Origin of the sequence: Caballeronia temeraria (genome assembly GCF_001544795.2) — a bacterium.
Classification (GTDB): domain Bacteria; phylum Pseudomonadota; class Gammaproteobacteria; order Burkholderiales; family Burkholderiaceae; genus Caballeronia; species Caballeronia temeraria.
This window is the reverse complement of sequence record NZ_FCOI02000031.1, coordinates 65,134-78,359: the sequence shown is the minus strand read 5'-3', so window position 1 is coordinate 78,359 and position 13,226 is coordinate 65,134. Positions and strand designations below refer to the sequence as shown.

Annotated in this window: 16 protein-coding genes; all 16 read right to left on the bottom strand. The window is 62.7% G+C overall.

Going from position 1 to position 13,226, the window contains the following annotated elements:
• Positions 1 to 9: 9 nt before the first annotated feature.
• Positions 10 to 1,107: a phage baseplate assembly protein gene (locus tag AWB76_RS31110; RefSeq protein WP_061163941.1), complete on the bottom strand. Its 1,098-nt coding sequence runs from the start codon at positions 1,105 to 1,107 to the stop codon at positions 10 to 12.
• Positions 1,107 to 2,714, bottom strand: a complete 1,608-nt coding sequence (locus AWB76_RS31105; protein ID WP_061163940.1) for a phage tail tip lysozyme — start codon at positions 2,712 to 2,714, stop codon at positions 1,107 to 1,109. Before AWB76_RS31105 ends, AWB76_RS31110 begins: the two co-directional genes overlap by 1 nt.
• 3 nt (positions 2,715 to 2,717) lie before the next feature.
• Positions 2,718 to 4,145, bottom strand: a complete 1,428-nt coding sequence (locus tag AWB76_RS31100; RefSeq protein ID WP_061163939.1) for a DNA circularization protein — start codon at positions 4,143 to 4,145, stop codon at positions 2,718 to 2,720.
• A 163-nt stretch (positions 4,146 to 4,308) separates the two neighbouring features.
• Positions 4,309 to 4,869 carry a phage tail assembly protein gene (locus AWB76_RS31095; RefSeq protein WP_061163938.1) on the bottom strand — a complete coding sequence of 187 codons (561 nt, stop codon included), beginning with the start codon at positions 4,867 to 4,869 and terminating at the stop codon, positions 4,309 to 4,311.
• A gap of 3 nt (positions 4,870 to 4,872) precedes the next feature.
• On the bottom strand, positions 4,873 to 5,247 hold the full coding sequence (locus AWB76_RS31090) for a phage tail tube protein (protein ID WP_061163937.1): 375 nt from the start codon (positions 5,245 to 5,247) through the stop codon (positions 4,873 to 4,875).
• 65 nt (positions 5,248 to 5,312) lie between these two features.
• A complete protein-coding gene (locus AWB76_RS31085) occupies positions 5,313 to 6,806 on the bottom strand; it encodes a phage tail sheath subtilisin-like domain-containing protein (RefSeq protein ID WP_061163936.1) in 1,494 nt (497 codons plus the stop codon).
• Entirely contained in the window at positions 6,803 to 6,991 is a 189-nt protein-coding gene (locus AWB76_RS31080) for a DUF2635 domain-containing protein (RefSeq protein ID WP_061117460.1), read from the bottom strand. The genes AWB76_RS31085 and AWB76_RS31080 overlap by 4 nt, the downstream gene beginning before the upstream one ends.
• 9 nt (positions 6,992 to 7,000) lie before the next feature.
• Positions 7,001 to 7,606 carry a hypothetical protein gene (locus tag AWB76_RS31075; protein ID WP_061163935.1) on the bottom strand — a complete coding sequence of 202 codons (606 nt, stop codon included), beginning with the start codon at positions 7,604 to 7,606 and terminating at the stop codon, positions 7,001 to 7,003.
• On the bottom strand, positions 7,599 to 7,937 hold the full coding sequence (locus AWB76_RS31070; protein ID WP_061163934.1) for a head-tail joining protein: 339 nt from the start codon (positions 7,935 to 7,937) through the stop codon (positions 7,599 to 7,601). The genes AWB76_RS31075 and AWB76_RS31070 overlap by 8 nt, the downstream gene beginning before the upstream one ends.
• A gap of 3 nt (positions 7,938 to 7,940) precedes the next feature.
• Complete coding sequence (locus tag AWB76_RS31065) at positions 7,941 to 8,180, bottom strand: hypothetical protein (protein WP_061163933.1); 240 nt, start codon at positions 8,178 to 8,180, stop codon at positions 7,941 to 7,943.
• A gap of 8 nt (positions 8,181 to 8,188) precedes the next feature.
• Positions 8,189 to 9,223: a major capsid protein gene (locus AWB76_RS31060; protein WP_244173509.1), complete on the bottom strand. Its 1,035-nt coding sequence runs from the start codon at positions 9,221 to 9,223 to the stop codon at positions 8,189 to 8,191.
• Between the two features lie 89 nt (positions 9,224 to 9,312).
• Positions 9,313 to 9,726 (bottom strand): head decoration protein, encoded by a 414-nt coding sequence (locus AWB76_RS31055; protein WP_061163931.1) that lies wholly within the window; start codon positions 9,724 to 9,726, stop codon positions 9,313 to 9,315.
• 27 nt (positions 9,727 to 9,753) lie between these two features.
• On the bottom strand, positions 9,754 to 10,380 hold the full coding sequence (locus AWB76_RS31050) for a hypothetical protein (protein ID WP_061163930.1): 627 nt from the start codon (positions 10,378 to 10,380) through the stop codon (positions 9,754 to 9,756).
• Between the two features lie 23 nt (positions 10,381 to 10,403).
• Positions 10,404 to 11,288 carry a S49 family peptidase gene (locus AWB76_RS31045; RefSeq protein WP_061163929.1) on the bottom strand — a complete coding sequence of 295 codons (885 nt, stop codon included), beginning with the start codon at positions 11,286 to 11,288 and terminating at the stop codon, positions 10,404 to 10,406.
• Positions 11,285 to 12,802 carry a phage portal protein gene (locus AWB76_RS31040; RefSeq protein WP_244173515.1) on the bottom strand — a complete coding sequence of 506 codons (1,518 nt, stop codon included), beginning with the start codon at positions 12,800 to 12,802 and terminating at the stop codon, positions 11,285 to 11,287. The genes AWB76_RS31045 and AWB76_RS31040 overlap by 4 nt, the downstream gene beginning before the upstream one ends.
• Positions 12,803 to 12,946: 144 nt before the next feature.
• Positions 12,947 to 13,222, bottom strand: a complete 276-nt coding sequence (gene gpW, locus AWB76_RS31035; protein WP_241484916.1) for a gpW family head-tail joining protein — start codon at positions 13,220 to 13,222, stop codon at positions 12,947 to 12,949.
• Positions 13,223 to 13,226 lie beyond the last annotated feature (4 nt).

The following is a 13,226-nucleotide window of genomic DNA, read 5'->3' as shown; positions in this document are numbered from 1 at the left end:
TCAAAGTCCTCAGGCCGGCGCGATGTCCGGATCGATGCGTTGTAGAACAAGCGGCTCGGGCAGATATGCCTGACGCGGCGCCAGCAGAAGCTCGGTATGCGTTCCGTTCTCGTCGAGGATGAAACTAATCTCGGTAATGAGAAGCAGCGTCTTCTCCGGGATCTTGAGCAGCGGCATGGTGACCGGCACTTGATAGTTCAGGTACCACGGCGAGCCGCTCGAATCGGTCCAGCTATCCACCAGCACCCGAACCTGCCGCGACATGCCATAGGCGCGCGCGATCTGCCAATCGACACGCCGTTCGAGATACGTCCGATCCGACGAAGGCTGCTCGGACACGATGAACTTCGGGCGATACCGCTTCACGCCCGGGTCGTATGCCGTGTATTCGGGCAGCAGGTTGACGCCGATGTCCGTCGCGTTGTTGTAGTTCGTCAGCACACCTGAGACGCTCGAGAAGCGCCCGAGCGAGCTCTTCACCGATACAGCTGACTCTACGTTTTTCCCGATTTCCAGTCCGGTCGATCCGAGCGCGTCGCCGGCGAGCGCGAGACACAGGGAGCCGTCTTCGAGCTCGAATGCGAGCACGCCGCTATACCGGCAGCATCGCTCGATGATCTCCCACGGCGTCTCCGTGATCGAGATCAACTGAAACGGGATCGTGGGTAGTTCATCGATGACTGCCTGCAGGCTCGCACTCACTACAACTTCGATCTTCTGCGTTTTGGATTCGCCGAAGTTCTTCACAAGTTCACGGCAAACTGCATCAATGCGGCTGTTTGCCAAGATGCGGTCCACTTCCGCACTACAGTCGATCAAATCCTGACAACGGCCACGACCGGTCGCGCGAACCAGATGCTCGTGCGGTGTGATGATGTATTCGACGGTGTCGATGTAGCCCGTCAACAGCAGGTTATCCGCATCGATCGCGATCTGAATCGGCGCGCCGCCAATCAGCGACGCCTCATCAACCTCTTCCGGAAAGCGCTCGGTCATCTCCAACACAAACGAGCCTGTGCAACTCTCGATCGAACGCGTGACGCGCGCGCCTTTCCATCCGGTTATCGAGATCTTCGATTCCGGAAGCGTGACAACGAGCGAATTCATCAGTACGTCGCCCCAAGCGCAAATTGACTGGTTGAGCCGGTAGAGCCTCGCTCAACCGTCGATTTCACGTTAGGCGTGCCCGATACTTCAGCGCGAGAGCCCTTCGGCAGGTTTCCAAGTTCTACTTTGACGCGAAGCTCGCCGTCCGAGCGGGTCGGCGCCGCGTCTTGCTGCGTCCCGTCCGCCCCTTGTCCGCCCGAATAGAGCCCAGCGATACGATTCGCGGTCGCGGCGCGCGCCGCAGCTTCCGCTGCCGCGGCGGCGGGCCGCTCGTACAGCCGCGAAACGACGTCAGCCGCTTGACCAGGCGTGCGGGCCATTTCCAACTCTGCACCCGCGCGCTGCTCACCGCCCTGCCGCAGCTCGTAATCGACGAATCCGAGCTGCTGCTCGAGCGTTGAGTTACCAATCCAGTTTCCGGCCCACTGCTGAAACGCGGCTTGGCGGTCGGGATGCCACTGCGCGATTCCGTACGCCTTACCGTTATCGCCGCTTGCGGCCGGGTCAATGCCGCTCTCGCGCTGCAGATTCGAGACGATCCCGATCGCTTGCGCGCGCGTCCACCCCCGCGACTCGAAGAAGGAGACGGCGGCCGGAACGTTGGCGTTTGGCTCCGCACCAACCTGGGCATTCGTGCGCGCTCCGTTCCCGCGCAGGAGGTTGCCGAATTTCTCCAACCCATCAATTGCGCGGTCGCCGAGGTTCGCTGCGGGCGGCGCATCCGGCGACGAAGCGGGCACATAGCTCGTGCCGTTCCAGCGCGTCGGCACGTAATCCTGCCCGTTCACCCGCGCGATAACTCTCTCAACACCCTCCAAGAACGTCGTCAGCGCTGGAGCAAGGCCACCGAGAATCGTCTGCTTCGTCTTGTCGAATTGGGCGTCGAGCCGTGCCATCGCTTCAGCATAGTCGTTCGCGTGACGAATATCGTCCTCGCTTGGAGCGAGCGCGACGCCGCGCGCATAGCGATCGCGCACACCGCCGGCGCCCTTATTCAACAGATCTTCCAAGCCACCCGCGTCGAGCGCTTCGAACAGACGGTGCCGCGCGAGCGGCCCGTTCCGGCTGTTCACGCTTTCACCGGCGGCCGCAATCTGCTCGAGCAAACGCTCCGAACTGAACTGGCCGCGCTCGTCGAGCCCATTGATGCCGTACGCCTGGTAAATCATCCGCTTCTGCGGATCACGAGCTTGCGTCGACTCGTAGTACCCGCGCGTCACGCCTTCGACCGAAGACGTCGCCTGCTCGGCACTCAGGCCAACCGACTTTGCCGCGTTCTGGATGCCGAAAAGCTGCTTGGCATCGATCCCGAGCGTCAGCGACTTGTTGCTGACGCTGCGCACGGTGTTCGCCCACGCCGATTCGATCGAGAGGATCTTCGATGTCACGAGCGCCGCCGCGCCGACGACACCAGCAAGCAAAGCGCCGCTGAGCGCGCTCGCGCGCGTCGCCCCGGTCACGAAGCTCTGCACCGCCGTCATGCGCTGCGACGAGCGGCTCGTGCGCATCATCGCCTGATCGATGGCGCGAAGGTTCCGATTCGCAGATGCGAATCCGGAGCCCGTCCTGTCGAGCGCGGAGATTACGATCGTCAGGTTGTTTGCCATGGATCAGGTTGCCAGTGCCTTGAAGCTAGTCGGAAAAAATGCAGGGTGTACCGGGTCCGCTTGGGAAACAAGTTCGTCCGCTCGCGACGCGTCGCGATATATGCGGTTCGCAAGCGTCAACGACGGCAGCGGCGTCGCGAACGCGAATGTCCGCATCGCCGGCAAGCTAGCCCCGCGCTGATTCAAGTCTGATACAACGGCTTGCCGCAGAGATCGCAATGCGTCATACGTCTCATCGTCGCCTTGATCGCCCGATACGGTCATCTCTGCGTCAATCAGATTGAGCACCTGACTGCGCACCCGCGCGGCATCGTCGCTCGACGTCGGCTCATAATTCGATGCCGCGACAGCGATCGAAGCAATCGTCGTGCGCCGAAAAAGATCTGAGCACGCTGATTGCATCGTCGCCATCGCCGTCCCGATCGTTGACGTCGTTGTCGCGCCGCTTGGCTCGTAGCCGGCCAACGACGCGAGCAACCGCATCGAATCAGCCGGATCCGGCGTGGCCGCCAGCATCGCGCTCGTGACGCCCTGCACGGCCGCGGTGAAGTCGTCGATCGTCGAAGCGTCGAGATTCCGCGCAGCAGCATCGAGCGTCGCGGACGCGGCGTCGAGATTCGCGCGCGCAAGAGTTGCGGCCTGGGTGAGGCTTTCGATGGTTGCGCCGCTTGTGTCGACCGACGAGCTAGGAAACTTGCTGAAGGTCGGCACCGTCGCGCTGCCAGCGAATCGACCAAAGTCGCCGGGCAGGTTCGTCAGGAGCCGGAATAGGTTCCGCGCGTCGCCAACGAAGTTCTTTGCCGCCGTGTACCAGCCGACCGCCGTACTAACTGCCGATCCAAGGACCGCCGCGCCGTACGCGATTGCTGTCAGCGCCGTTCGAGCGAAATTGAGAGCGGCCGCGACGTTCAGTCCGCTCGCGGCGCTTTCAATAAGACTGCCACCCGCCACCGAGGTCGCCGGGAAGACACGAGGGCCGCCCTCGATAAATTCAAACTCGAATTCGAAATATCGGCCCTTCTCCCACCGCTCGATCCAGCGGCTGTCCATCAGGCTGACGTCTCGCCGACCGTACGTCGGATGCACGAGTGATCCGGCGCCTTCCTTCTCGCACGCCGCAATAAGCAGATCGCGCTGCGCGATGACGTCGTCGCCAACGACGAAACCGAAGACGCGAAAGCGCCGCGTACCACGGCCAAGATCCTCTACCCACGGAGTGTCGCGCAGCGGATACTCATGCAACTCGTTCCGCCGACCGAAGCCGCCTTCACCGCCGAGCGATACGAAAGGCACTCCGCGAAATGACGCAGGCCGCAACTGGTCGAAATACGACCCCGCCGAGCCGCCGAGCCGCGCGGCCAGCGAGCTCGCCAGATTGGAGATGCCCGAGGTGGTGCCGAGCACTGCACCTGCGCCGCCCCCAATGTTCATGCCTTCGCTCCAATCTGTTGTTTCATGCGCTTGGCCTGATCAAGCCAGCGCAAAGTCTCGGAAAACGTCATGCCGTCGGCGTCGTTCGGTCCCCACCGCATGAAATGCGTCAACTCGGCGAGAACGTCATCCCAGCCTTCCGGCACGGCCGTGACGGCGGCAATCAGTCGTCCGAGTTCGCTGTCCGCCGAAGCTGAAAACCGTTGAAGTACGCGCAAGCGGCCATGAAATCGCGCGCCGTCAATGCGCGCACTGCGTTCTTCGGCACCTTCGACACGATGCTGATAAGCGCGATACTCGAGGCGAACGTGCCGCCGGCGGCCGACGCCTTGCGTTTCTGCTGGTTCGTCGGCTCGCACAGTTCGAGAGAAGCGACATTCAGCGGGCTCTCGTCGGCCGTGAGCTTGACCGGCGATTGGAGAACAAGCTCGAACTCGTCGGCGCTAGCCTTCATGCCGCTGATCGCTTCCTTGCCGAATGAACCGATGAAATCGGCCGCCTCGTCAATTTGGCTCGTGTACATCTGGTCGATGACGTCGACGGGCACGCCGCTAAGCAGCGCGATGAGGGCGATCTGCAGACCGTAGACGCCGGCGGCGTTTTCCGCCTTCTCGTACTCCCCTGCGGTCGGCTCGCGAAGCGTGATCGAGTCGACCGTCTTCGCCTGATCGCCCTTGCCGTAGCTCAGCGCCTTGCGCAGCTGGATAGTTTTTGTATCGCTCATCGATTACTGCTCCGTGACCGAGCCCTGCAGGCCTTCCCACTTGACGGTGAATTTTGCTTCAGTCGTGTCAACTTCCTGCGCTTCGACGGTCCACATGTTGCGGCCGATGATCGTCTTGCCATTCGCGAGCTCGAGGACGACCGTGTTGCTGCGCATCGCATTGATTGCAGCGAGGCTGACGCCGCCCGAGTCACGAATCGATGCGGAGATCGACGGCGCTTTCGGCTTCTCGCTGAAGCCGTGAATGGTGTCCTGCCCACCGAGCGTCTCGCGCGTCACGGTGCCGACGTCGTACCGCAACTCACCTTCGAGCTGGTAGTTGACGCCGTCGATCGTGATATACGCGGTCCCGGCGATGAAATTCGTGTTGTTCGCCATCGTTGGCTTCTCCACAAAAGAAAAAGCCGCCCGGTCATGGGCGGCTCACAGCGTTGGCGAACTGCTTACGTCTGGCTGGTGGACAAACGGAACTGCGCGAGCAGCGCGAAGATCCGCAACTGGTTGATCAGCGTGCCCGGCCAGAGGACGTCGACACGGTTCGGGTTCTGCGCGTTTTGCTCGACGATGATCGACTGAGCGAACTTATCGCTGCCCTGCACGTAGCCTTCGTACTCCATCGCCTGATATTCGGCGATCTGATCAGCCTTGATGATGTTCGGCGTCACGATGCCGGCGCCCGGCCCGAAGCGCGTCCCGTTCGCGGCCAGCTTCACGCGCGCGTACTTCGACGTCACCAGCGTGCGCAGGCGACGCAACACGTACGCGAGCAGGAACATCGTCTCGACTTCAAGGTAGCTGTTGTCCGGCTGGCCGTACGCATTCGTCTGGTAGCTCGTGATCAGGTTCTCGATCGCGACCGTGCCGTCGTCACCAACCGTGAAGGTGGCGATGCCGTCATACAGCAGCGTGTTGCGCTGGCTCAAGTTGAATCGCGATTGGAGCGGCGGCGCAAGCACGCCGGTCAGCGCGACGGTCTGCATCGGTACGCCCGGATCAGCGCGCACGCTCACCGCCGTCACCGCCGCGATCGCCGCCGCCCATTGCCATGCGGGCGTCGGCGAGTCATTGAAGCCCATGATCGACTCGTGCTGGTTATTGCGCGACGTGCCGAAAGTTGTGAGCCCCGCCCACGTGCTGCGATATGCGACAAACACGTGACCGTACACCTGCTGCTGCCAGCTCCAACGGCCGGTCGAGTCGTTCAGGAACGCCTTCAGCGCGTCGAGAGACGTCGTATCGGTGAACGCGCATGCAATGAAGTCGAACGGCATGTCCTGAAGGTTGCCGAGCGCCGTCGTGAGCGTCGGGTTCGTCGTACCACCCGCCATCGCCGTGATCGTCGCAGCGAGGCCGGTCGGCAGCGCCTCGCCAGCCGTCGTGCCGATGTAATTGAAGCGGACGTCGATGTCGTTGCCGACGAGGCCCTTATTGTCAGCCGTCAGCGTTACGGTGCTCGTCGATGCGGCTGCAGTGACGGGCATCGACGGAATCAGATTGATCGCCGCAGCGACAGCGGTCGCAATCTGCGCGGTCGTCTGTCCTGCCGTCACCGGCACGGTGACAAGCTGACCGGCGATGTAAAGCGAGATCGTGCCATTCGCGGTCGGCGCCGCCGTGAACGCGATCGTGCCTGTCGCTGCCACTGCGCCCGCCGCATCCTGCACCGGCAGATACCACAACTCGCCGAACTGGTCGTTCTGGCGATAGGCGGCCGTCATCAGCGCGAGCACGGAGTTCGCGCCAGCCTGAACATTCGCGTCGCCAGTGCCCGACGAGATAAGCGGCACGTTGGGCGTCGCGCTGCCGGCCGACGTCATCGGACCGATCAGCAATGCGCGCTGGTTCGCGACAGCGGAATTCGCGTGCGAATTGTCGATCTCAGCGAAGAACAGCGGCGTGCGGATGTTCTGCGGGATCTGCTTGAACGGAATGGTCATTCTGCGTCACTCCCCGACTGCTTCGGTGCGGGCAGAGCCGCGTTGTCCGCGAGAACGACGTCGCCGTCATTGAGCACGCGGGTCCAGAAGATGTCGCCGTCCGGCACTTCGATGCCTTCGTCCGGCAGCAACTGCTTCGTAACCGGATGCCGCACTTTGAGGCCCGGCGCAGGTTTGACGATCATTCGTCGCTCCTATTGAGGAAATTGAACGTTGACCTCGCCTTCCGCGCGGCCGTCCGGGCCCTGCGTGCGCGGGGCCGGCGTGACAGCGTCGGGGAATGGCGGGTCTGGATAGGTGCCGTTCGGATCGGCGACGTTCGTGAGGTCAGCCGTCACGTTCATCGCAAGCAACTGCGTGTTGATGTCCGGATAGAACGTCTCGACGAACTCAATGCCCAGAAGAATCGAAAGGCCGCCTACGTGCGTCGCGCCATCGGCGGTCACTTCCGTTTCCGTGTCGCAAAACGGGAAGTCCTGCGCGAGCCGCCGCAACGGAATGCTCTTGAAGACCACCTCTTCAATCTCCGCGCCGAGCGTCTCCAGCGCGATGAGCGCTGCAGGACCGGACGCAGCCGACACCTCAGCCTTGATCTCGAATGCCGCGACTGTCGTGAACGCCGTCGGGCCGTTTCGGCCATTCGACTGCTTCCGCTCTTTCGCCGGCCGCAGCTTGATCGCGGGCAGCTTGGGCGTCGCCACATTCCAGTCACCAGGCGAATACACAGCCACACCCGGAATCGTCTGCAAGATCGAGAGCAGCACGCCACGCAATTCGGCGCGGCCAGTCGGATCAGACATCGGTTTGCCCTATGACGTTGAGCATGAGCCGGCCGCCGCCGTGGCCATCGAGATGGACCTCGCGCACCTGCCACTGCTCGCCCGTCTTATTTATCATCAGCGTGTCGTACTGCTGCGGCTCAACGGGGAACTGCGAGACTTGGATGCCAACCGTCGGCTGCTGCGTGACGACCGTCGACCCGGTCACCGGATCGACGCCGAAGAACGCCTTGTCGTAAGCGCCAGTGATCTGGAACGAACCACCGTCGATCGGCATATAGGTGATCGCCGTCCCGAACTGCGCCATCAGAGGGCCGAGGATCTTGCCATCGACGATGTCGTCCCAGTCCATCGGTCACTCCGACTCGTTGATCGACACCTGGCCGCCAGTGATCTGCGCGCCTTCGAGCTTCACTTCCTCGACCTTTTCGGGAACGAGAAAGCCGAGATCACGCAAGCGCTTCACCTCCGACTCAGGCAGTCGAACTTTCTGACCGGCCGTCTTGATGACCGGCTCTTCGTTCGGCTTCAACTGGTCGTGGATCGTGCGATTGCGCGCGACGACGGCTTCAACCATCTTTTCGTTGGTAGCCATCAGTCACCTCACGCGACGGTCGCGGCCAGCGCGGCGTTGACGCGGCTCGGGATGATGATCGGGGCCGATTGCATCATCAGGAAACGCTGGGCCGGATCGTCCTTCAACCACGTCTTCGGCGCGAACGGCAGCGAAGCATAGTTGAACGCCGGGTCGATGATCTGACCGAACGCGCGGGTGCCGTCGAGGTCCGGGCCCGTCATGATGAGGGAGCCGTCCGGAAGCATCGGTTGCTCGACGTTGTTGTCATCGACGTACCAGTCGTTGTACAGCCAGAGGTTGTACTGCCCCCACACGCCCTTCGAAACGGCACCGCGTTGAATCTGCGCGCCTACGTTCACGACGTTGCCGTTCTGCCCCAACGCCGGATAGTAGATCGCGCCCTTCAGCGTCGGGTCGAGCTTGAAACCATTCCACGCTTTCGGAGTGAAGACGATGTCGGTTGCGACTGCGCCCGACGACTTCAGGATCTGCTGCTGCCACGTCTCGATGTTGCCGGTCGGATTTGCCGTACCGGCGGTGATGTTCGCGGCCGTCCACTGCGCGCCGCCAGTGAGCGCGATCGTCAGCGAACCATCGCGACCGAAGTCGATAACGGTCGTCGGGAAGCCTTCGCCGGATACCGTGAGCGTACCCGTGACCAGCACCTGCGCCGCCATCCATTCCATGCGGCGGGTGAGCATATCGATCTGGTCGTTGAGTTCGAACTCGAGGTTCATCTGCTCGCGGACCTCGGGGGAGAGCTCGCCGCCGATGCGCTCGCCAATCATCCGACGGACCGGCTTGCGCAGATCCGGCGCACGCTTGTCCTTGATGTACGGCGGCTTGAAGGTGTTGGTCTGGTAGCGACGGCTCTCTACGAGCTTGCCTTCGACCAGCGGCGAGCAGAACGGCGACATGCGGCGCTTGCCGACGTCGACATCGATCGACACGAACTCGCTGTCTGCCGGGATCATGTTCGGGAAGAAGCGGTCAAGCAGCCAGCTCTGCGCCATCTTCAGGTTCTGCACAACCCCGACCAGGGTGTTGGTGTCGTAAATCAAGTTTCCGGGCATTGCTCTCTCCGAGTGTGTGGCCCAAATGAAAAAGCCCCGCGCTGTGGCGGGGCCTTCACATCAGTTCGATTGAGGGTTTAGCTCGGGTCAGCAGCCGTGACCGAGGACTTGAGGTGGATGCCGAGCGGGCGCAGCGCGTCTTGTGCTGCAGTCGACGTGATGCCGGTACCGAGCGTCACCGCGTTGACGTTGAACTCGCCTTCGAGATACACGCCCGCAACGACGTCGCCGGCGCTGCCATCGGCGTAATCAGCGAGGATCGCCGTCGGCGTCTGGCTGCCATCGGACGAAGCCGACAGCGCGACAGTGAACTTGCCGCTCGCCGTGATCTTGCCGAGCACAGTGCCGCGCACGAACGGGCCACCCGTGATCGTGACGTTGCGGGTGACGAGTTGCTTCGGGCCCGCGATCAGTTGATCGGGGACGAACGTTTGGGCGGATGCCGACGGGACCTGGGGATTCTCCCCGACCGTGGTAGGAGTCAATGCCATCTGAGTTTCTCCGGGTTTGGGGAGGGGTTAGATCTCGCCGCGGCGCAGCTTGCCTGCCGCGACAATTCGGTCTGCAAGCGACGGCTCTGCCGCTGCGGGGGCCGACGAGCCGGGGTTTGCCGGACGGGCGTGCGACATGCGTTCGTCGAGCGACGGCTTGCGCGACGTCGGCGCAGCGGCCGCAGGCCGGTCTTCAGCACCGACCACGAGCGCACTGATAGCCTGCGCGGCCGACATGTTCGTGTCGAAAGCGAATGCGCATGCCTGCTTCACCATGCCGCTCTTGATTCCGGCCGCGACGATCGCAGCGCAGCGCACACGCTCGCGCTGACGTGCGCCTTGTGCGCGACCTGCACGCTTGCCTTCTTCCTTATCGTCTTTGTCGTCCGCTTCGGCGTCGACATCGTCGTCGTTTTCTTCGGCGCGCTTGGCCTCTTTGTCTTTCTCTTCCTGCTCGGCCTTGCGCGCCTCTTCGTCCTTTTTGTCCTGTTCTTCCATGCGCTTGGCGTACTCGTCATCCGACTCGTCCTCGCGCTGCTTGCGATCCTCGTCTTCTTCCGCGCGGGCGGCCGCGCTCGGCGACGACGCGGACGCGCTCGGCAGCCCGAGGAAATGGGCGAACGGCATCGCGCTCGCGATCTTCGAGAGCTTCATATAGCTTCCCTTCAGTAAGAAATTTAAGACCGGATCGACTGGATCAGGGCTCGAAACGCGGCATCAGGAGCCGCCACTTCATCCGCCAATCCGAGAGCGACGCCCTTGTCACCCATAAATGTGGCGGCTTGCGTATCGCGCACCGTGGCGGCCGCGACATTTCGGTTACGAGCGACTGTCTCAACGAACAGTTCGCCCATTGTGTTTATGTCCGCCTGGAAGCGCGCCAGCGCATCGGGAGCAAGCGGTATCTCGGAATGGCCGTCGGCTTTGTAATCCCCGTAGGTGATGAAAGTCACCTTCATGCCAGCCTTCGACAGAGCTTCAGACAGATCCACGTGCGCGCAGATGACGCCGATGCTTCCGACGCCGCCCGTGCGCGGCACGATGATGCGATCAGCAGCGCTCGCGATCGCATATGCGGCGCTATAGGCCGACTCGTTGAGAATCGACCAGATCGGTTTCACGCCGCGCGCGCCGTAAATCATGTCGACAAGATCGAAGCATCCGGCCACTTCTCCGCCGGGTGAGTCGATGTCGAGCGCAATCGCACTGACGTCGGGATCGTCGAGCGCCATCAGCAAATTTTGGCGAATCCCGTCGTATCCCGACATTCCGCTGTATGGACGCAAGGAACCGAGCTTCTGAACCAGCGTGCCCTGGACCTCGATTACCGCAACGCCGCCCACATTGTCGTACCCGGCGCGCGGCGTGCGGCCCGGCTCCGCAAAGCCGTACTCATCATCTTCCATCGCCATCGGAACGATGCCGGTGCCGTCCAGCCTCACCATGCCGCCAATGCCGAGCCGATCGGCGAGCGCCGCCACCACGATCTCCGCCTTGCGCGGATGAATGGCGACGGGCGTGTTGAACATCCGCGTCGCCAGTCGTGGGAGAAGGTTGTTCATTGAGCCTTGGGTTCCTGTGTTACCTCGTCCGCCGTCGCGTCGTCTTTCAGCGTCGAGGGAAGAGGAATGCCGCGATCCTTGAAGTACTGGATCTCGATTGCGCGCTGATCGATGTTGTCGCGCCAATCGTTGCCCGACAGCTGCGCCGATTCGTCTTCGAGCGTCGACAAGCCCGACTCGATGCCGAGCGCCGCGCCCTGACGTTCCTTCATCGGATCAACATATCCGCGGCCCGGACCGATCCACCACGCACGTGTATATGCCGCGCGCGCCATCGCGAACTCCGGCGCTCCGGCCGGGAGCGGAAGCTCGCCGATGTCCATCATTTCCTCGACCATCGCGCACAAAATGGGCTGACCGAATCCGCGACCGAAGTCGCTGCGGCGCCGATCGAACGTCTTCCACGCTTCAAGCGCCGCGGCGCGATACGACGAGTAGTTGACGTCTGCCCAGTTCTGCGTGATCTGCTGCGCGGACATGCCGGTGCCTGCCGCGACGTTGCGCAGCATGGCGTTCTCGAACTCGGCGAAATTGCCCGCCGGCCGTGTAGCTGACACGGTGTTGATCTGTTCGCCGGGAAACAGGATCGGCAACCGCGCGCCGCCGAGACGGAGATCCGTCTTGTCGTGAAAATCCGCGCGTGCGTCCTGATACCCGTTGTATGCCTCGGCGTCTTCGCCGTCGCCAAGCGCCTCGGTCACGAGCTGCTTATCGAACGGGCTCGTGACGTAAGCGCCGAAGATCGCATTGATGATCGCCGCGTCGAGTTCGGTGCCGTCGTACTTGATAAGCATCTTCAGCCGCTGCAGCACCGGCGTCAGGATGCCCGCGCCGCCGCGATGCTGCGAGGCACGGTCGAAGTCGTAATCATGCACGACGATCGGCCGGCCCCAATCAGTTTCGGCTGCAATCCGCTCCCACGTCACCTGCTTTCCGCCGCTGAACCAGTCACCTTGATGCGCCTTGCGGATGTGATACGCAACGGGCGCACCGTATTCGTCCACCTCGACGCCGCCGCGCATCGTCTGGCGGTCAAAATTCTGTTGCGGATTCGACAGGCGGTCAGGGTCAATCAGCTGCAGAACGGTCGCGTAGCGCGCGCCGCGCGGCAGGCGCTCTGGCATCCACTGCAGGATCGCAAGCGCATCGCCGTCGACGATCTTGTGGCGGAAAGCCAGGCGCATCATCTGCGGAATCGTCAGCTTGCGCTGCGCGTCGCAGAAGTGGGCCGGATCTTCCGACCACGTGCGCCAACCCGCCTCGAGCGCACGCCCAAACTCATCTGCCCAGACGTGATCGAATTTCTTGTTGCCGGTCATCGCGGCGAGCGCGCGGTAATCCGGCTTCGAGATCGGCCGGAAGTCCGCGCCGATGACGTTGTCGAGCGTGCGCGTGACCGCCGCTGACGCCCACCCGTCGTTGCGCACCAGATCGCGCACGCGCGAGACGATGCGATCGCGATACGGGTTCAGCTCGCCGTCCGGAGACCAAAGCACCGGGTTCCAGTCACGCATATGCTGGCTGGACATATCGGCCGCGTCGAATGCGCTGGTGCTGCCGTACCCGCTATAACTGCCGTTAAGCGCGAGCGCACGGCTCTTGCGCTCCGGCAGCGGCTTCCCGTCCGGACCAAGTAGCTGTACGTTCGATTCCATGCGTTATCGCCGTGTGAAGGTGATTCGGTTTGCTCTGCGGGGCGACGAGACGATGCCTAGCTGCGCTTGCATCAACTGGATTGCCGCAGCAAGCTCCGCGAGGTTTGCGCGCGTGTACGTGACTGAGCGCGTACCGTCGCCCTGCGTGTACGAATAAGACTCGCCCTGCGCGCCCGTCGACAACTGGATGTAGATCTGCTGCGCATTGGCGAGTGACTGCCGCAGCGCTGTCTGATCCATGCCGGCGAGCAGGCTGCGGCTCGGGTCGAAGCATCGCAAAGTG

Bases quoted from the DNA above. Each gene is read 5' to 3' on its own strand.
- AWB76_RS31110 (WP_061163941.1), bottom strand. From the start codon at position 1,107: ATGAATTCGCTCGTTGTCACGCTTCCGGAATCGAAGATCTCGATAACC.
- AWB76_RS31105 (WP_061163940.1), bottom strand. From the start codon at position 2,714: ATGGCAAACAACCTGACGATCGTAATCTCCGCGCTCGACAGGACGGGC.
- AWB76_RS31100 (WP_061163939.1), bottom strand. From the start codon at position 4,145: ATGAACATTGGGGGCGGCGCAGGTGCAGTGCTCGGCACCACCTCGGGC.
- AWB76_RS31095 (WP_061163938.1), bottom strand. From the start codon at position 4,869: ATGAGCGATACAAAAACTATCCAGCTGCGCAAGGCGCTGAGCTACGGC.
- AWB76_RS31090 (WP_061163937.1), bottom strand. From the start codon at position 5,247: ATGGCGAACAACACGAATTTCATCGCCGGGACCGCGTATATCACGATC.
- AWB76_RS31085 (WP_061163936.1), bottom strand. From the start codon at position 6,806: ATGACCATTCCGTTCAAGCAGATCCCGCAGAACATCCGCACGCCGCTG.
- AWB76_RS31080 (WP_061117460.1), bottom strand. From the start codon at position 6,991: ATGATCGTCAAACCTGCGCCGGGCCTCAAAGTGCGGCATCCGGTTACG.
- AWB76_RS31075 (WP_061163935.1), bottom strand. From the start codon at position 7,606: ATGTCTGATCCGACTGGCCGCGCCGAATTGCGTGGCGTGCTGCTCTCG.
- AWB76_RS31070 (WP_061163934.1), bottom strand. From the start codon at position 7,937: ATGGACTGGGACGACATCGTCGATGGCAAGATCCTCGGCCCTCTGATG.
- AWB76_RS31065 (WP_061163933.1), bottom strand. From the start codon at position 8,180: ATGGCTACCAACGAAAAGATGGTTGAAGCCGTCGTCGCGCGCAATCGC.
- AWB76_RS31055 (WP_061163931.1), bottom strand. From the start codon at position 9,726: ATGGCATTGACTCCTACCACGGTCGGGGAGAATCCCCAGGTCCCGTCG.
- AWB76_RS31050 (WP_061163930.1), bottom strand. From the start codon at position 10,380: ATGAAGCTCTCGAAGATCGCGAGCGCGATGCCGTTCGCCCATTTCCTC.
- AWB76_RS31045 (WP_061163929.1), bottom strand. From the start codon at position 11,288: ATGAACAACCTTCTCCCACGACTGGCGACGCGGATGTTCAACACGCCC.
- AWB76_RS31040 (WP_244173515.1), bottom strand. From the start codon at position 12,802: ATGCGTGACTGGAACCCGGTGCTTTGGTCTCCGGACGGCGAGCTGAAC.